Annotated in this window: 14 protein-coding genes; 2 read left to right on the top strand and 12 right to left on the bottom strand. The window is 67.8% G+C overall.

What is annotated here, in order from left to right:
- Nucleotides 1-20: 20 nt before the first annotated feature.
- The 9 genes from EGH23_RS04370 to EGH23_RS04330 all read right to left on the bottom strand — a co-directional run bounded on the left by EGH23_RS04370 (nt 21) and on the right by EGH23_RS04330 (nt 9,557).
- Nucleotides 21-1,655: an AMP-binding protein gene (locus tag EGH23_RS04370; RefSeq protein ID WP_220578790.1), complete on the bottom strand. Its 1,635-nt coding sequence runs from the start codon at nt 1,653-1,655 to the stop codon at nt 21-23.
- Nucleotides 1,648-2,451, bottom strand: coding sequence for an alpha/beta fold hydrolase (locus EGH23_RS04365; RefSeq protein WP_220578789.1), 804 nt, complete (start codon nt 2,449-2,451; stop codon nt 1,648-1,650). Before EGH23_RS04365 ends, EGH23_RS04370 begins: the two co-directional genes overlap by 8 nt.
- A gap of 76 nt (nt 2,452-2,527) precedes the next feature.
- A complete protein-coding gene (locus EGH23_RS04360; RefSeq protein WP_220578788.1) occupies nt 2,528-3,544 on the bottom strand; it encodes a 3-oxoacyl-ACP synthase in 1,017 nt (338 codons plus the stop codon).
- Complete coding sequence (locus EGH23_RS04355; RefSeq protein ID WP_220579224.1) at nt 3,541-4,740, bottom strand: branched-chain amino acid ABC transporter permease; 1,200 nt, start codon at nt 4,738-4,740, stop codon at nt 3,541-3,543. The genes EGH23_RS04360 and EGH23_RS04355 overlap by 4 nt, the downstream gene beginning before the upstream one ends.
- 115 nt (nt 4,741-4,855) lie before the next feature.
- Complete coding sequence (locus EGH23_RS04350) at nt 4,856-5,845, bottom strand: branched-chain amino acid ABC transporter permease (RefSeq protein WP_220578787.1); 990 nt, start codon at nt 5,843-5,845, stop codon at nt 4,856-4,858.
- A complete protein-coding gene (locus tag EGH23_RS04345) occupies nt 5,842-6,540 on the bottom strand; it encodes an ABC transporter ATP-binding protein (protein ID WP_220578786.1) in 699 nt (232 codons plus the stop codon). The genes EGH23_RS04350 and EGH23_RS04345 overlap by 4 nt, the downstream gene beginning before the upstream one ends.
- Entirely contained in the window at nt 6,537-7,355 is an 819-nt protein-coding gene (locus EGH23_RS04340) for an ABC transporter ATP-binding protein (RefSeq protein ID WP_220578785.1), read from the bottom strand. Before EGH23_RS04340 ends, EGH23_RS04345 begins: the two co-directional genes overlap by 4 nt.
- A 1-nt stretch (nt 7,356) precedes the next feature.
- Entirely contained in the window at nt 7,357-8,784 is a 1,428-nt protein-coding gene (locus EGH23_RS04335; RefSeq protein WP_220578784.1) for an ABC transporter substrate-binding protein, read from the bottom strand.
- A gap of 68 nt (nt 8,785-8,852) precedes the next feature.
- Nucleotides 8,853-9,557, bottom strand: coding sequence for a helix-turn-helix domain-containing protein (locus tag EGH23_RS04330; RefSeq protein WP_220578783.1), 705 nt, complete (start codon nt 9,555-9,557; stop codon nt 8,853-8,855).
- A gap of 227 nt (nt 9,558-9,784) precedes the next feature.
- Between EGH23_RS04330 and ppc the strand changes: the two genes are divergently transcribed.
- Together ppc and EGH23_RS04320 are read left to right on the top strand one after the other, a co-directional pair.
- The gene (ppc, locus tag EGH23_RS04325; RefSeq protein ID WP_220578782.1) at nt 9,785-12,481 is read left to right on the top strand and encodes a phosphoenolpyruvate carboxylase; all 2,697 of its coding nucleotides are present in this window, start codon (nt 9,785-9,787) and stop codon (nt 12,479-12,481) included.
- A 236-nt stretch (nt 12,482-12,717) separates the two neighbouring features.
- Entirely contained in the window at nt 12,718-13,167 is a 450-nt protein-coding gene (locus EGH23_RS04320; RefSeq protein ID WP_220578781.1) for a universal stress protein, read from the top strand.
- 31 nt (nt 13,168-13,198) lie between these two features.
- On the opposite strand, the gene EGH23_RS04315 is transcribed toward EGH23_RS04320, so the two are convergent.
- Genes EGH23_RS04315 through glpA form a run of 3 tightly spaced genes read right to left on the bottom strand, consistent with a single transcriptional unit; the run spans nt 13,199 to nt 17,551 of the window.
- Entirely contained in the window at nt 13,199-14,566 is a 1,368-nt protein-coding gene (locus EGH23_RS04315) for an anaerobic glycerol-3-phosphate dehydrogenase subunit C (protein WP_220578780.1), read from the bottom strand.
- Entirely contained in the window at nt 14,563-15,834 is a 1,272-nt protein-coding gene (glpB, locus tag EGH23_RS04310) for a glycerol-3-phosphate dehydrogenase subunit GlpB (protein ID WP_220578779.1), read from the bottom strand. Before glpB ends, EGH23_RS04315 begins: the two co-directional genes overlap by 4 nt.
- Entirely contained in the window at nt 15,824-17,551 is a 1,728-nt protein-coding gene (glpA, locus tag EGH23_RS04305) for an anaerobic glycerol-3-phosphate dehydrogenase subunit GlpA (protein ID WP_220578778.1), read from the bottom strand. Before glpA ends, glpB begins: the two co-directional genes overlap by 11 nt.
- Nucleotides 17,552-17,732 lie beyond the last annotated feature (181 nt).

The raw sequence follows: 17,732 nt of genomic DNA, 5'->3' as shown, positions 1-17,732 counted from the left end.
ACAGCGGCCCGATATCGACGCTACTCCCCGAACCGCTCGGTGACGGCCTGTCGATCTATCTTGTCCGGACCGATGGTCGGCATCGCCTCGACGAACGCGAGGTGCTGCGGGTGTTTGAACCGGGCGAGCCGCCCGTCGAGGAACTCCCGGAGGTCGTCGAGCGAGAGCGACGCCGCGCCGGGTGCGAGTTCGACGACGGCCTTCCCGACCTGGCCCCACCGCTCGTCGGGGACCGGGACGACAACGACCTCCGAGACGGCGTCGTGGTCGGCGATGGCGTCCTCGACCTCGGCGGGATAGACGTTCTCGCCCCCGCTGACGAACATGTGTTTCTTCCGTCCCTCGATGTGGAAGTAGCCGTCCCCGTCGACGCGAGCGAGGTCGCCGGTGGCGACCCATCCACCGCCGAAGGTGGCTTCGGTCTCCTCGGGGTTGTCGAGGTAGCCCGCGGCGGCGTGCGGTGAGCGCAGTTCGAGTTCCCCGACCTGGCCCCGTTGGACTTCCTCCCCATCTTCGGCGGCTCGCGGCTCCGTCCCGTCGCCGCTCGCTCGTTCCGAGTCGTCCGCCGACTCGCGGACGACTCGTGCATCGACGTGCATCGCCGGGACGCCCACGGCGTCGGCGCGCTCGCGGGGCCATCCCTCCGGCATGGCGAAGTTGTTCGGGCCGCACTCGGTGAGGCCGTATCCCTGTGAGAGTTCCACGTCGCGGTCCCACCACGCCTCCATCACGGACTGGCGACAGGGACCGCCGCCGGACTTGGCGAAGCGCAGCGTCGAGAGGTCCGTCGACTCCCACGCCTCGTGGTCGGTCATCATCCGCAACACGGCGGGGACCGCGACGAGGACCGAACCCCCCTCTTCCTCGATGACTCGCAGGAGGTCGCCGGGGTCGAACTCGCGGGCGACGACGACGGTGCCGCCCATGTGCCAGAGCGGAACCGTGAGGACGTTCCAACCGCCGGTGTGGAACATCGGGAACACCATCGGCGTCGCGTCGTCGTCGCGCAGCCCCCACGCGGTGATCGTGTTCACGGAGTTCCAGACGATACCGCGATGGGTGACGACCGTCTCCTTCGGCGTCCCCGTCGACCCGCCGGTGTGCAGCAGGAGATGCGGGTCCTCGGGCGAGAGCGTCGCCGTCTCGACGGGTGAGTCGTCCTCGGGGAGCGCGTCTGCGTAGGTCGAGAGATCGGCCGGCACGTCGTCCGTCCCGTCGCCCGAATCGGACGCTTCGACCGCCAGCAGCGTCGTCTCGAGCCCGTTCGTCTCGTCGAGCGCCTCGCGCACGTCGGCGAGGAACGGCGTTTCGACCGCGAGCAAGCCGGGGTCGACGCGTTCGAGCAGTTCGCCCAGCTCCGGCGGCGCGAGGCGGTGGGAGAGCGGCGCGAGGACGCCGCCGATCTTGCCGGTGGCGAAGAAGCAGTCCACGACCGCCGGGCGGTTGCGCGAGACGACGGCGACCCGCCCGCCGTCGGCGACGCCGTGTTCGCGCAGCAGTCGCGCCGTCCGGTTCGCCCGGCGGTCCAACTCGGCGTAGGTGAAGCGGTCGCCGGTCGTCGCGTCCACGAGACCCTCCCGGTCGGGCGTCAGCGAGGCCCGTTTCTCGCTCCACGCGCCGACCCACGCCTGCGGTCCCGCGGCGAACTCAGACATCTTCGAGGAACTCCGTGAGCAACCGGTTCACCTCGTCGCGGCGTTCGACGAAGAGGAGGTGCGGGGCGCCTTCGAGGGAGACGAACTCGGCGTCGGGCAGGTCGCCGGCGAGCCGTTCCCCGTTCTGTATCGGGACGACCCGGTCGGCGGTGCCGTGGAGGACGAGCGCGGGGACCTGGATTTCGCCCAGCCGGTCGTGGACGTCGAAGCCCTCGACGGCGGCCCCCTGCCACTGTCGCGCCTGTTCGCCGGCGTCGCTGTCGAGCCGCCAGTCCACGATGCGCTCGAGGAGGTCCTCGTTCTCCTCGGCGAACTCGTCGGTGAGCGCCGGGGCCATCTTGTAGCGGATCGCCTCCCGCTCGTCCATCTCGCCCGGCGCGCCGTACATCCGCTGGACCGTGGTTTCGGGAGTCGGCACCTCCTCGGGACCGCCGGGGGAGGTACACATGAGCGTCAGCGACTCCGCCCGGTCGTCGTCGAGCGCGAACTGCATGGCGACCATCCCGCCCATGCTCGCGCCGACGACGTGCGCCGAATCCACGCCCGCGTCGTCGAGAACCGCCGCGAGGTCGCCGGCCATCTGTTCGATGGTGTAGGGGCCCTCGGGTTCGCTCGACTCGCCGGTCCCGCGGTTGTCCCACAGAATCGTATCGTAGTCGTCGGCGACGGCGCGGCGCTGCCACCGCCACATCCAGCGGCCGTATCCCAATCCCTCGACGAAGACGACCGTCTCGGCGTCGGCGGGTCCCCCGCGTTCGTAGGCGAGGCGGACGCCGTCGTTGCGTGCATCTGGCATGGACTACCCTACTCTCGGAACGCCCTTCAAGGGGGGCGTTACCATGTAAACGTCCCAGTGAACCGACCAGTGCGGGCTACGCCGTGCCCCACTCCAGCACCGACGCCGCCCACGTGTAGCCGGTCCCGGCCGCGAGACAGAGAATCACGTCGCCGGGCGCTAAGTCTCCCCTGATCGCATCGAGGGCCAGCCCCTGGTCACAGCTCTGGACGTGGCCGTACTCGTCTAGGTAGAGGTGGTCGTCCGGGCCGAGGCCGAAGTCGTCGCACAGCGTCTCGTGGAACGACCGCTTCATGTGGGTGATGGCGGCGAAGTCCACGTCGGCGCGGTCGTACCCCGAGCGCGAGAGCGCGTCGTCGGCCACTCGCCGGAAGTTCGGCAGGCTGACCTCGCCGAGCCGGCGCTTCATCCGCTCGTGCTCGGGGACGCGCAGCGTGTGTTCGTCGTTCGCCACCGTGTCGTGGCTCGGCGGCCGGCGGGTGCCGCCGGCCGGCATGACCACGTCCTCGCTGAAACTGCCGTCGGTCAGCGAGGCGCTCGCGCGGACGCGAGCGACGGCGCGGTCGGGCGCGTCGGCTTCGAGGACCAGCGCCGTCGCGCCGCTCCCGAAGTTGAACATGAAGGAGGTGTCGGGATCGTCGTAGTCCACGAGGTCCTCCTCGCGGCTGGCGGCGACGAGGAGTATCTTGTCGAGGCCCGCGTCCGTTTCGAGGAGGGCCTTCGCCTCCCGCACCGCGACGGGGAGGCCGGCACAGAGCGCGTAGCTCTCGGTGGCCGACGCGCCGTCCGCGCCGAGGGTGTCGGCGACGGCCGCGGCGGCGTTCCAGACGACGTAGTCCTTGAACTCGCTGCCGTGGTAGCGCACGCTGTCGAGTTCGTCGGGGCGGAGGGCCGCGTCAGCGAGGGCGTCCTCGGCGGCGGCGACGCACATCTCCGCGGGGTGGTCCTCGTCGGGCGGGCAGACGTGCTTCTGCCTGACGCCCATCTTCTCGACGATCACCTCCTCGGGGATGTCGGTCCGTTCGGCGATGTCCGCGCCCGTGAGCACCACGTCGGGGAGGTAGGTGCCGAGACCGGTGACGTGGACGGTCACTGCTCGTCACCTCCGGCGTCGTCGGTCGGGGGGTCGGGGCTCGGGTCGCCGAACGCGCCGACCGAGACCACCGCGAGCTTGCCGCCGGCCCGCTGGCGGATCGTCCCCAGCAGGCCGTCGGGCACGTAGAGGACGAACAGGACGAACACGAGGCCGACGTAGAGGGCCGCGTGACCGTTCAACAGCGTGTCGATGAGGCCGCCGAAGGTCATGTCGCCCACGACGGGGGTCCCGAGCGTCTCCTCGCCAAGGAGCGCGCGGAGATAGGGGAGGAGGCCGCCGCCCTGTCCGGACGTCGAGAGGAACTCCCGGATCGTCTCGTCGAACAGGCGGCCGAACAGCGGTCCGGCGAGCGTGCCGAAGCCGCCGATGATGCTCGCCAGCAGGGCGTCACCGGTCGTCAGGAAGTAGAAGGCGTTCTCCGGACTCGCGGAGCGGCGGAAGCCCGCGAACAGGCCGCCGGCGACGCCGGCGAAGAAGCCGCTGATGGCGAACGCCGCCAGCTTGTAGCGATAGGTGTCGTATCCGATGGCGACGGCGCGCTCCTCGTTCTCGCGGATGGCGAGCATCACCTGCCCGAACGGGGAGTGGATGATTCGCTGCATGGCGAGGTAACAGACCAGCACCACGAGGCCGACCATGTAGTAGGAGACGGCGGTGCTGCCGAGCGTCTGACCCAGCAGCGACACCTCGTCGCCGGTGAGGATGCCGATGGCGAGGTTCAACTGGTCGATCCCGGGAACGCCGATCTCGAACCCGGCGCGGTGGGCCGACCCGACGGAGGGGCCGTCCCGGGGGTTCGTCGCCACGTAGTCCCACCCGCGGACGAAGACGTACACCACCTGCGCGAACCCGAGCGTTATCATGGCGAAGTAGACGCCCGAGAGGCGGAAGGAGACGAGGCCGACGAGGACGGCGAGCACGACCGCGAGCAGGCCCGCGACGAGCAGCGACACCATGAACGGCGTCCCCGAGCCGAACAGGGGAACCGCGCCGTTAGCGACGAGGATGACCGTGTACGCGCCGGTGCCGTAGAACGCGGCGTGGCCGAACGAGAGGTAGCCCGTGTAGCCGCTGATGAAGTCGAAGGACATGGCGAACAGGCCGAAGTACAGTACCGAGGTCATCGTCTCGACGGTGGGCAACAGCATCGTCGCCTCGTAGCTCACCGCGGAGTTGACGAGGAAGTGATAGATGGAGGGGTAGACCAGCAGCGCGAGGACGACCGCGAGGTGCGGGACGTGCGCCCGGAGGTAGTCTACCGGCCAGTCGGTCCCAGTCGCGGCGGCGGACTGGGTCTCGGTGTCGGTGCTAATGGCCGCCCACCCCCTCGACGCCGAAGAGGCCCTGCGGCCGGACGATGAGCGTCACGACCAGCACGAGGAACAGGACCAGTTCGGGCAGCCCGGTGAAGGTGATGTAGTTCTGGAACCACCACGTCATCACCGAGTCGGTCATCCCGACGACGAGCGAGGCGGCGACGGTTCCCCGGAACGTCCCCAGGCCGCCGACGATGACGACGATGAACGCCGGAAGCAGCGTCTCGGCCGCCAGCGGGACGCTCGCGCCCCAGGAGACGTCCCACATCAGGAGCGTCCCCGCCGCGCCCGCGAGGCCGACCCCGAGGGCGAAGACGACGGTGAACACGCGCCGCACGTCGATGCCGAGCGCCGAGGCCATCTCGGCGTCCTCGCTCCCGGCCCGGATGTAGAGGCCGTAGCGCGTCCGCGTGAGGAAGCCCCAGATGAGCGCGACGGTGAGCAGGCCGAGCAGGATCTCGAAGACGGCCAGCCACCGCACGTCGATGGGGCCGAGCGCGGCCGGCTGGCGCAGGAACTGGGGTTTCGTCGCCAGCGCCGCGTTCCAGTCCGACAGCGGCTGCATCCCGTAGATGCCCAGCACGATGCGGACGAGCTCGTCGATGACGAGCGTCAGCCCGAACGTCAGCAGGATCTGATAGATGGGGGGTCTGTCGTAGAGCGGCCGGATGACCCGCGTCTCGATGGCACCGCCCAGCAGCGTCAGCGCGCCGAAGACGGCGACGATGGCGACGAAGAACAGCGCGAGGCGACCGACCGTCCCGGTCGCCTGCGTGACGGTCAGGACCATGATCAGCCCGCCCAGATACGCGCCGACCATCGTCAGCGACCCGTGCGCGAAGTTCAGCACGCCCATCAGTCCGAAGATGAGCGTCAGCCCGCTGGCTATCATGACGTACAGCGCCGACTTCGCCAGGCCCTCGATGAAGACGCTTCCCAGTTCCGAGAGCGTGAGGAAGTCCGCGAGCGCTTCGAGTATCATGCCGAGAGGTACCTCCTGAAGCGCTCGTCGTCGGCCGACACCGCGTCAGTGTCGCCGTCGTCGACGACCCGGCCGTTGTCGACGATGTAGAACCGGTCGGCGAGATCTAACGCCAGCGGGAGGTTCTGTTCGACCAGCAGGACGGTAGTGTCCTCGGCCGCGCGCGCGAGGGCTTCGGCCACGTCCGCGACGATCTGCGGGGCCAGCCCCTCGCTCGGTTCGTCGACGAGCAGCAGGTCGTTCTCGCCGACGAGGCCGCGGGCGATGGCGAGCATCTGCTGTTGGCCGCCGGAGAGGGTTCCGGCCTCCTGCCTGCGGCGCTCTTCGAGGATGGGGAACGACTCGAAGGCCAGTCCCAGCCCCTCCCGAACGCCGTCGGCGTCGGGGATGGCCGCCCGCAGGTTCTCCTCGACGGTCAACTGCGAGAATATCCGCCGGTCCTCGGGGATCCACCCGAGGCCGCGGCGGGCGACCTCGTGGGTTTCGAGGCCCACGAGCGAGTCGCCGCGGAACCGAACGTCGCCCTCGCGCGGCGGCGTCAACTGGAGGATAGACCGAAGCGTCGTCGTCTTGCCGACGCCGTTTCGTCCCACTAGCGCGACGACCTCCCCCGACGAGACGGAGAGGTCCACGCCCTCGAGGATGTGGCTGTCGCCGTAGTAGGCGTGGACGCCGTCGAGTTCGAGGAGGGTCACGCGACGCCCCCCGAGTCGGTCGATTCGTCGTCGGTCGCGTCTCCGGTCGTCGTCTCGTCCAGCGTTCCGGGTTCGTAGCCGCCCAGGTACGCCGACTGGACGTCCGGGTTCGCCCGCACGTCCTCGGGCGGGCCGTCGGCGATGACCGCGCCCTGATGGAGGACGACGACGCGGTCGGAGACGTCCATCACGATGTCCATGTTGTGTTCGACCAGGAGGACCGCGTGGTCGTCGGCGACGTCCCGGATGAGGTCGCGCACCTCGTCGACGCTCTCGGAGGAGACGCCCGCGTTCGGTTCGTCCAACAGGAGAACCGACGGATCGCCGGCCAGCGCGATGGCGACTTCGAGTTTCCGCTTGGCCCCGTGGCTGAGCGTGCTCGCCGGGTCCTCGGCCCGGTCGGCCAGTCCGACCCGGTCGAGCTTCGCGTACGCCCGCTCGGTGTACCCCTCGAAGTGGTCGACGTTGCGCCAGACGGTCATCGAGTCGCCGCCGGCGGCCTGTTCGGCCACGCGGACGTTCTCTAAGACCGTGCGCTCGGGGAAGACGTTCGTCACCTGATACGAGCGGTGGACGCCCCGCTGGGCCGTCTCGTGGGGCGAGGCGTCGGTGATGTCCTCCCAGTCGTCGCCGCGACGCAGCGAGACGGTCCCCGCGGTCGGGTCTAACACCCCGGTCAGGAGGTTGAAGAACGTCGTCTTCCCGGCCCCGTTGGGGCCGATGAGCGAGCAGAGTTCGGTCCCCAGTTCGAAGTCGACGCTGTCGACGGCCGTCAGCCCGCCGAAGTCCTTGGTCAGGCCCCGCGTTCTGAGCATGTTACAGCGAGCAACCCATCTGGTCGCTGTCTTTCGGAATCGTGGTCTCGCTCTCCCCGATTCGGGCCAGCGGCTCGCTGGGCATGATGGCCGCGCCCCAGTTCTCCGCCCACTCGTCGGTGGTCGGGATCGGGTCGGCGACGGTCATCGCGGAGCGGGCCTGATTGTTGTACTCCTGGAAGGTGTACCCGCCCTCGCCCTTCGGCGTGTCCGTGACGGTCATCCCCTTCAGCGCGTCGGCGACGTCCGCGCCCGCCGTCGAACCGCCCTCGGTGATGGCCTGATGGATGGCCGACGCGCCCGTGAACGTCCCCGAGGTGAACAGGTCGGGGACGACGCCGTAGGTGGCGGTGTAGCGATCGACGAACGTGGAGTTGATCTCGTTGTCGTACTGGTTCCAGTGATAGCGCGTGGTGAACGGGCCGAGCCGCGCGTTTCGGATCTTTTCCCCGGTGAGCGGTTCGCCGAGGACGTTCTGGAGGGTCCCGCCGACGACGCTGTTGGTGATGCGCGTGGCGAACCCGCCGAAGACCCGGAAGGAGTAGTCGCCCGAGAGGAAGGCGTTGAACATCAGCGGGAGCGTGGCGACGGTGAAGCCGCCGACGACGCCCTCCGCGCCGGCCTCCTCGGCGTTGTCGAGCAGCCCGCTCCACTCCTCGTATCCCCGCTCGACGAAGCGGGTATCGAGGATCTCGACGCCCTCCTGCTGGAGGACGGCCTTGTAGTTGTTCACCACCGCGCGCCCGAAGGAGTAGTCCGCGCCGAAGAGGTACACCTTCGAGACGTCGGTCTCGTTGGCGACGTACTTCCCGCCGGAGCGGGCGTCCATCGCGGTGGTCTCGCTGGCGCGGTAGACCAGGTCCGAACACGTCTCGCTGTTGGCGGTGATGCCCGCCGACGCCGCCGGACCGACCATCATCGGGACGCCGGCCTGACTGACGACGTTGCCGATGACCCGCCCGGCCGCGCCCGAGGAGGAACACCCGGTGAGCATGTCGACGTCCTGGTTGCTGACGAGGTTCGTCGCGGCCGTCTGTGCGGTGTCCGCGGCGAACTCCGTGTCGCGGATGTAGAGCGTGTACTCCACGTCGCCGACGGTCATCGACAGCTCGCCCGTACTGGATTGCTCCGGCGGGCTCCGGTCGGCCTTGTACGACAGCCCCGAGAGGAACCCCCACAGCGACTGCTTCCCGTAGTACGAGAGGTCCCCCGAGAGGGGCTGGAGCACGCCGATGCTGACCGATTGTGCGCTGTCCGACCCGCCCGTCGAGGTGCCGTCGCTTGTCATGTCTGAAGTTCCACCGTTGCCGTCACCACCGTCGCCGCCATCGCCGCCGTCGCCGCCGTCTTCGTTTACACAGCCACTGAGGCCGGTGATCCCGACACCGAGCGCACCGAGTACGCGCCGCCGTGTGATGTGATCTCGCATACAGATGTAACTACACGAACGATTACCATAGTGTGTCGCGTTCACATGTTAACGCCGACGAACGAGCCTCAGGAGTCGATGTCTTCGAGCGCGTCGACGACGCGTTCGATCATCTTGCGCTCGCCCCGGCGGAGGTTCTTCGAGACGGCGGGTTTCGAGACGCCGAACTCCTCGGCCAGCGTCCCGAGCGTCGCGTCGCGCGGGCTCTGGAAGTACCCCGAGGAGACGGCCTCTTCGAGCGTCTCGCGTTCGGTCTCCGAGAGGTCGCGACACCCCTCGATGAGCGTCATCGCCGCGCCCGCGTTGTGGGCGACGTCCTGTAACTCGGGCAGGCTGGCCGGCGAGCGCTCGATGACGTCGAACTCGTTGTCGCGGTCGAGTTCCGAGAGCGTGTCGTCGGCGTCCCGGCCCCGGTCGAAGCCGACGTGCCAGACCTCGCTGCCGGCCTCGATGTGGAACGGACCGGTGATGTACCCCCCGTTGTCCCGGATCGTCTCCATGGCCGTCGTCTCGACCATGACCGTCCGGATGTGAGCAGCGGCGTCCTGCCGGCGCAGCAGCGAGACGTCGTTCATGTTCGGGTGGTCCTGCAACGTCGAGAGCCCGTGGTCGAGCACCTCCCGGTCGTCGGCTTCGACGACCATCCGCGTCTCCAGTTCCCGCTTGGCGGTGTCGAAATCCCAGTGGACCGCCGCGAACGCGACACCATGGTCCGCCGTCGTGTCGATGAACGGACAGTCGTACTGCTCCATGTCCATGGCGATGTCTATCATGGGCTGTCCACGCTACCGAAGATGATATCTCCGTAATGATAAATCATTCTTCCCACGACGGTATCGACCGGCCCGCGAGAACCGCCGCGAAAAGTTAGGTATGGTGTCACGAACCGTTGTCGATTTCCGCCGCCACACCCCTTCTATCACGAATTACTACAGACGTTTCCGCCGTCGTGCTACGCCGTTTCAATAGTGTTTTAGGCCTCCCCTCGGGAAAGACTGGTATGACTTTGCACGCCAGAGAGGTAAGTCAGGACGTGCGGGAGTTAGGCGAGCTCCTCGGCGAGATCGTGGAGGCGCAGTCGTCGACGGAAGCGTTCGAGATCGTCGAGGACATCCGGACGTCCTCCATCGAGTATCGGCGTGGCGACGCGGACGATCGAGAAGGCGTGGGACAGACGCTCGACCGCCTCAACCCCGAGATGGAGGACATCGTCGCGCGGGCGTTCACGACGTACTTCGAGCTCATCAACCTCGCGGAGGAGCGCGAACGCGTCCGGGAGATCCGCGAGGGCAGTCAGGAGGGCGTCTTAGAGGACAGCGTCCTCGACGCCGTCAAGCGGCTCTCGGACCGCGACGCCGACGCCGAAGAGGTACAGCGAGTCCTCGACGACGTGCTCATCCAGCCGACGTTCACCGCCCACCCGACCGAGGCCCGGCGGAAGACGGTGAAAGCGAAGCTCCGCGCGGTCGCGAACGACCTCGAAACGCTCGACGAGGTCCGCCTCACCGACCGCGAGGAGGAGACCGTCGAACGCGATCTCGCGGCGGAGGTCACGAGCCTCTGGCAGACGCCGCAGGTCCGCGACCGCCGCCCCGAGGTCACCGACGAGGCGCTCAACGTCCAGTGGTACTTAGAGAACGTCCTCTTCGAGGTCATCGACGAGGTGTACGACGAACTCGAAGACGCGCTGGACGAGGAGTACGCCGAGGACATCGACGTCCCCAAACTGTACGAGTTCCGTTCGTGGGCAGGTTCGGACCGCGACGGCAACCCCTTCGTCACGCCGGAGGTCACCGAGGAGACGCTCGAACGCCAGCGCGACACCGTCCTGCCGCTGTACCGCGACAAGCTCAAGGAACTCTCCGGCGTGCTCAGCCAGGACGCCTCGAACATCACGACCGACGCCGCCTTCGACGAGCGCCTGAGCGAGCACAAGACCCGGCTTCCCGGCGTCGCCGCCGAAGCCGAGGAACGCTACCCCGACGAGCCGTACCGCCAGAAGCTCAAGCTGATGCGCGAGTCCGTCCTCCGGGTCAGCGACGTCCGGCAGGGCGGCTACGACGGGTCGGGAGAGCTCATCAGGGACCTCCGGACCATCGCGGAGAGCCTGCGCGAGAACGAGGCGGAAGTCGTCGCCGAAGCGCACGTCGATCCGCTGATTCGGAAGGTCGACACCTTCGGCTTCGCGTTCGCCAGTCTCGACCTCCGGGACCACCGGAAGATGCACACCGACGCCATCACTGAGGCCGTCGACCGGCAGGGCATCGACTACGCCGGGATGGACGAGGACGAACGCGTCGAGTTCCTCACCGAGGCCGTCCTGCAGGACGAACCCATCGTCGACATGGAGGACACCGAGGGGCTCTCGGACGACTCCACCCGCGTCTTCCGCCGCTTCCGGAAGACCGCCGACTGGCAGAACGAGTTCGGCGTCGACGCCATCGACACCTACGCGATCAGCTGGTGCGAGGAGCCGAGCCACGTGCTCGAAGTCCTCTTCCTCGCCGATCAGGTCGGCATCGTCGATCTGCCGGGCTACTGCGGGCTGGACGTCGTCCCGCTGCTGGAATCGGAGTACGCCCTCTCCGGCGCCCGGCGCATCATGGGGACGCTGTTCGACAACGAGGCCTACTCGAAGGCGCTCGACGCTCGCGAGGGCATTCAGGAGATAATGCTCGGCTATTCGGACTCCAACAAGGAGAACGGATTCCTCGCGGCGAACTGGTCGCTGTACAACAACCAGAAGCGACTGGCGAACATCACCGACGACTACGACGTGGAGATGCGCCTGTTCCACGGCCGCGGCGGCTCGATCTCCCGCGGCGGCGGCCCGATGAACGACGCGATGCTCGCGCTGCCCAACGAGACGGTGACCGGCCAGATCAAGTTCACCGAGCAGGGCGAGGCCATCGCCGAGAAGTACGCCAACCACGACATCGCCGAGCGCAACTTAGAGCAGATGCTCAACGCGCAGGTCCGCGCCCGCCACAACTCGATGCACGAACCCGTCGAGGAGATCCCCGACGAGTGGTCCGAGGCCATGGAGACGGCCGCCGACGCCGCCCGCGAGGAGTACCAGGACCTGCTGGAGACGGACGGCTTCGTCGAGTACTTCGAGCAGGCGACGCCCATCACCGTCATCGAGAACCTCAACATGGGTTCGCGGCCGGCCTCCCGCAGCGAGGACCGCAGCGTCGACGACCTGCGCGCGATCCCGTGGGTGTTCTCGTGGACGCAGGCCCGCTGTATCATCCCGGGCTGGTACTCCATCGCCACCGGACTCAACGCCTATCTGGACGACGGCGGCGACGTCGAGACGCTCAAGGAGATGTACGAGGAGTGGCCGTTCTTCCGGACGAAGCTGGACAACGCCTCGCTGGCGCTCGCCCGCACGGACATGGACATCGCCCGCCAGTACGCCGACCTCGCCGACGACGAGCTGCGAGAGCGCATCTTCCCGCGCATCGAGGAGGAGTACCGCGAGACGGTCGATCTCGCCCTCGAGATCGGCGGCCGCGAGGGTCTGCTCTCGCGTGACTGGCTCGAAGAGAACCTCGAACGGCGGAACCCGTACGTGGACCCGCTGAACCTCCTGCAGGTCCGCCTGCTGGCGCAGTCACACCTCACCGAGACCGAGAAGCGGACGCTCCGCCTGACGGTGCAGGGTGTCGCGGCCGGCATGAAGAACACCGGATAACGCCGGCTCCGACGCTCGTTCGGTACCCTCTGCGGGCGAGGTGGTGAATCAGACCATCGAGGGGTACATCGAACCCCAGACCGGACGATAACGATGCACCGCGAAGTCACTACCACGGTACGAGTCAAACTTCACTCGCTCACCGAACGGAAAGCCCACGATGTTAGCGTGGGAGAAGTCACAACGGGCGTAGTAGTCACCGAAGCCTTTACTTCCGAGCCCCGTGGAGGGCCGCTATGGCACTAGAGAGAATTCTCCTCGCAGTCGGACCGAACGACAAGGACCGAATCGACGAACTCGCCGCGGCCGTCACGGACATCGCCGGACCCGCGGGGGCCAGCGTCGTCATCGCCCACGTATTCACCGACGACGAGTACGACAACGTCGTCGACCGACTGGAGTTCGCCTCCGCCAGCGAGGCCGACCCGGACGAGGTCGCCGATCGGCACACGACCGTCCGCGAGCTCGAAGACCGCTTCAGCGACGCCGGCATCGACTACAGCGTCCGCGGTGCCGTCGGCAACCACGGCCAGCAGATCGTCGATCTCGCCGAGGAAGAGAACGCGAATCTCGTCGTCGTCGGCGGCCGCAAGCGCTCGCCGACCGGCAAGGCCGTCTTCGGCTCCACGGCACAGGAAGTCATGCTGAACGCGCCGTGTCCGGTCACGTTCGTCCGCGGCGAGTAACGTCCGAAAGACTCGTCTTCTCGCCTTCGCGCTAGGCCACCAGCGCCGACTCCAGCAGTTCGAGCGGATGCCGAATCTCGTAGCCGCTGCCGTGCTCCATCTGCATCGCACACGTCGGACACTCGGTCATGCCGGTCGTCCCCTCGGCGTCCTCCATGTGGTCGAACATCTCGTCGCCGATGGCCATCGACTTCTCGTACTTCTCTTCCTTCCAGCCGTAGGTGCCGGAGATGCCCGAACAGGACTCGCCGACGTCCTCGACGCCGACGCCCTCCAGGTCGCGGAACAGCTCGACGGCCTGTCGATCGAGCCCCTGATTGCGGGCGTGACACGGCGCGTGGTAGGCGAACTCGCGGGCGAGGTCGCCGGAGACGTCGGCCTCTCGAACCTCGTCGCCGAGGTCCTCGTGGATGCGGAGGTACTCGACGGCCTCGAAGGTGTTCGCGGCCACTTCCTCGATGCCGTCGATGTCGAACAGCTCGGGGTACTCCTGTCGGAGCGCCATCGAGCACGACGTACACGACGCGATAGCGTCGTATCCCCTCTCGACGAGGTCCGACATCGAGGAGACGTTGACCTCGGCGTGGCGGCGGGCGTCGTCCAGCATTCCGTTGGCGAACATCGGCGTTCCCGAGCACTTCTGCTCGGGTGCGACGACCTCGTAGCCGAAGTGCTCGTAGACGCGGACCATCGCCTTGCCCACCTCGGGCGTGTTGTAGTTCGAGTAACAGCCGTGGAAGTACGCCACCTTCTTCTCGGCGTCCGCGGGGTCGCCCAGTCGCTCGCGGGCGCGTCGGGCGTTCCGCCGCGAGGCGTCCGCGCCGCCGCGGTCGGCCCACCACTCGCGGAACGTCTGCCGTGCGAACTCGGGGAAGTCGCGCTCGCTCGTGATGCCCATCGTCTTCTCCATGACCCAGCGAGCGGGGCCGAAGTTCATGGCGAAGTTCGCCACCTTCGGGGCTTTGCTGGCGAACCACGCCGAGGTCCGGTAGTTGGCGAGGATGCGGTTGCGCCAGTACTCGACGGACGTCTTGTCCATCTGCTCGCTGACGTACTCCCCGCGGGCGGTGTTGTGCATCTGCGAGAGCGGGACGCCCGACGGGCAGGCGTTGTCACAGCGCATGCAGTTCGAGCAGTCCATCACCGAGTCGTCTATGTCGTAACCGTCGTCGGTCTGCTTGAGCCGCCACTGCTCGGGGCCCTGGAACTTCGGCCCGGGGAAGTCGTCGTCCACCTCCGCGACCGGGCAGTTCGTATCGCAGATCGAGCACTTGTAACAGGCGTCGGCGCCCGGCCGCAGGTCGAAGTCGTCGCTCTCGGGGAACACTTCGGTCGGTTCGAAGTCCTCGCCCGTGTTCGGTGCAACAGGGTCGAAGTCTGGGGATTCTGCGTCGCTCATCGTAGTTCCTCCGCGGCGTTCGTGCCCGCCGCGTAGCCAGTCGCAATCGAAACGCCGCTGCCGGATTTCTCCGCCGCGAAGTCGTAGCCGCCCAGCACGCTCCCGGCGGCCCGCACGTTCTCGAACTCTACGTCGCCGTCGGCCGCGAGCGGCCGCATCCGCCCGTCCGTCTCGACTCCGAACCCGGCGAAGGGGTGGTCGCCGAACACCTCGGTGTCGAACCAGTCGTAGCGGTCAGCGGGGTGCGGGACGTAACAGTCGAATATCGGTTCGGAGACGCCCTCGCGGTCCGACTCGATTCCCTTTCCGACGAGGCCGCCCGTGGCGAGGACGAACTGCTCGGCCGCGTAGGGGATCTCAGCGCCGTTCTTCTCGACGAAGACTCGCTCTACATCGCTTTCGCCCTCGTAGGAGACGACCGGGTTCCCGGTCTCGATGCTCGCACCGGCTTCGTCGAGCGCCGCGAACAACCGGTCCTCGAGGCGGAGACCGGGCAGCGACGGCGGTCCCATGGGCACCTCGAAGACGTCGACGCCCATCTGCTCGCTTAGCGCCGCCCGAATAGCTCCGGGGTGGTCGTCGCCGAGAACCGCCGGGAAGCCCACGCGCTCCTCGTCTTCGACGAGAGGGTTCACGCGCTGGGCGAGCGCTTCGCGGGCCGGTCGCTTCCGGCCGCGGACCGCCACCTCGCCGTCGGTATCGAGCAGTTTCGCGTATCGGGTCACCTTCGCGTCCGCGCGCAGGTCGCCCGGGAACCGAATCGTCTCCCCGCGCACGTCGAAGGGGACGCCGGCCGCTTCGAGGTGGGAGGCGACGTGGGGCGCGTCGAAGTCGGTCATCGACTCGATGCCGACCAGCAGCACGTCCCGGTCGTCGCTGGCCAGTCCCGCCGACGCGCTCTGGGGGTATCGGGCGGTCGGTTTGACCGTCCCGCCGTGGGTCGGCAGGAGTGCGTTGGTATCGGTGTGTCCGCCCTCGTAGTCGGTCACGTCGTCGAACAGCGCCATCGCCTCGCGGACCGTCTCGACGCCGACGGTGCTGTAGGGATGGGACTCAGGTAGGTCCGCCATCGCCGCGTACGGGTCGGTCAGCGGTCCCTCGCCGTCGGGCGTGTAACCGAGCAGATCGACCAGCCCGGAGGCCTGCCGGAGCGTGCTCTGCTTGTAGGAGAGCAGTCGCACGTCCGCGCCCCCGCGGGCGGCGGCGAGCGCGCTCGTCAGCCCCGCGAGTCCGCCGCCGACGACCAGCACCTCCGACTCAATCGCCATTCCGCCCTCCGTCGGCGGCGACGTCCGCCGCACCTGCCGTGTCGCCGTGGTCGACGCCGGTATCGAAGGCGGCGAAGTCCACGGGGTCGCCCCCGGCGGGGTCGTGGTCGCGGTTCTGCGTCGTCGCGTGCAGGGCGTAGTTCAGCATCGCCTGCGAGAGCTGCTGACCCCACAGGGCGTGTCGCTGGCCCTTCCAGCGCTCCTGGAGCAGTTCGTCCCACGCCCGCCGGACGACGCCCTCCTCGTATTCGGGGTGGAGTTCGCTCGCCAGCCGGTGACAGCAGATGCCGCCCTGACAGTTGCCCATCGACGCGCGGGTGCGGATGCGGACGGCGTTCAGATCGGAGCCCGATTGACTGATAGCGTCTCGAACCTCGGCGCGGGTGACGCCCTCGCATTCGCAGACGGTGGGATTCGGGCTGTCGGTCTTGAGCACCTCGTCGGCCCGCGACCCGAGGCGTTCGACGCTCCGGCGGCCGATGGGCGAGCGGAGGCCGAACTCGTCCATGTAGTCGCGCAGGACCGAGAAGTCCTCGCTCCCGGGCAGCGGTTCCTCGGCGGTGCGGCAGTCGGCGTCGATGCCGAACTTCCCGCAGACGTGGTCGGAGATCTGCTCGCCCATCATCCGGTAGGTGGTGAACTTCCCGCCGACGATGCTGGTCATGCCCGGCAGGTCGTCGCGCTCCTCGTGGTCCAGCAGGAAGAAATCGCGCGTGATGTCGGTCGGATCCGTACTGCCCACGTCCGGCGGTTCGTACAGCGGCCGGACGCCCCAGAACGAGCGGATGGTGCGGGCCTCTCGGAGCATCGGAACGAGCTCCGAGAGCGTCTCTATCATCAGGTCGACCTCCCACTGCTCCTCGGGGTAGTCCTCGGGGTCCTCGACCTCCTCGTCGGTGGTGCCGAGGATGGCGGTCGTCTCGTGGGGGACGACGATGTCGGCGTCGCCCTTGGGCCGACAGCGGTTGATGACGGTGTCGACCTGCCGGACGTTCATGATGGTCATGACGCCCTTCGAGGGACGAACCGCGATGTCGAGACCGGCCATGTCGCCGATTCGACCGGCCCACGCGCCCGTCGCGTTGACCACGTAGTCGGCGCGGATCTCCTCTTTGCCGCCTTCCTTACCGTGGACGCGCGTGCCCGGCCCGGACGTGTGTTCGACTTCGAGACCGACGACCTCGCCGCCCTCGACGAGGAGGTCGGTCACCTTCGAGTGGGTCTCGATGCGCGCGCCGTGTTCCTGTGCGCTCCCGGCGTTGGCGACGACGAGGCGGAACGGGTCGATGGCCCCGTCGGGGACGACGATGGCCTTCTCGATGTCCTTCGCCAGATGCGGCTCCATCGAACGCGCCTCCTCGCGGGAGACGACTTTCGCGGGGATGCCACACTCCTCGCAGCCGGCGAGCTTCTCCTGGAAGTACTCCTCGCTGTCCTCGGGTCGTTTGACGAACATGCCGCCGGTCATCTCCACGCAGTGACTGGCGATGTCCCGGAGGACGCGGTTCTCCTCGATGCACTCGGTCGCGCTGGCCTGGTCCGAGACGGCGTAGCGACCGCCGCTGTGGAGGAGGCCGTGCATCCGCCCGGTCGTGCCGTGCGTGAGGTTGCCCTGCTCGACGAGCGTCACGTCGAGACCGCGCATGGCGAGGTCGCGGGCGATACCCACGCCGGTCGAACCGCCGCCGATGACGGCGATGTGTGGTGTCGGTCCCATCTGTTATAACCGGTCTTCGGAGCGCACGCACTTTATTTTACCGTTGAACCCCCTCCCTACAGTAAATTTCATAAGTAATCGTGACTATTTCGTCGCCGACAGCCGTGATAGAGAGGTGAGTTCACAAGTAGCACGAAAGCGGCAGGAGTGACCAGAGATGACGATATAATCCATATTTCGG

This window comes from Haloarcula nitratireducens (assembly GCF_019599505.1).
Note: the sequence above shows the minus strand (reverse complement) of the source record. Positions and strands in the feature narration are given on the sequence as shown.

Bases quoted from the DNA above. Each gene is read 5' to 3' on its own strand.
- EGH23_RS04370 (WP_220578790.1), bottom strand. From the start codon at position 1,655: ATGTCTGAGTTCGCCGCGGGACCGCAGGCGTGGGTCGGCGCGTGGAGC.
- EGH23_RS04365 (WP_220578789.1), bottom strand. From the start codon at position 2,451: ATGCCAGATGCACGCAACGACGGCGTCCGCCTCGCCTACGAACGCGGG.
- EGH23_RS04350 (WP_220578787.1), bottom strand. From the start codon at position 5,845: ATGATACTCGAAGCGCTCGCGGACTTCCTCACGCTCTCGGAACTGGGA.
- EGH23_RS04340 (WP_220578785.1), bottom strand. From the start codon at position 7,355: ATGCTCAGAACGCGGGGCCTGACCAAGGACTTCGGCGGGCTGACGGCC.
- EGH23_RS04335 (WP_220578784.1), bottom strand. From the start codon at position 8,784: ATGCGAGATCACATCACACGGCGGCGCGTACTCGGTGCGCTCGGTGTC.
- EGH23_RS04330 (WP_220578783.1), bottom strand. From the start codon at position 9,557: ATGATAGACATCGCCATGGACATGGAGCAGTACGACTGTCCGTTCATC.
- ppc (WP_220578782.1), top strand. From the start codon at position 9,785: ATGACTTTGCACGCCAGAGAGGTAAGTCAGGACGTGCGGGAGTTAGGC.
- EGH23_RS04320 (WP_220578781.1), top strand. From the start codon at position 12,718: ATGGCACTAGAGAGAATTCTCCTCGCAGTCGGACCGAACGACAAGGAC.
- EGH23_RS04315 (WP_220578780.1), bottom strand. From the start codon at position 14,566: ATGAGCGACGCAGAATCCCCAGACTTCGACCCTGTTGCACCGAACACG.
- glpB (WP_220578779.1), bottom strand. From the start codon at position 15,834: ATGGCGATTGAGTCGGAGGTGCTGGTCGTCGGCGGCGGACTCGCGGGG.
- glpA (WP_220578778.1), bottom strand. From the start codon at position 17,551: ATGGGACCGACACCACACATCGCCGTCATCGGCGGCGGTTCGACCGGC.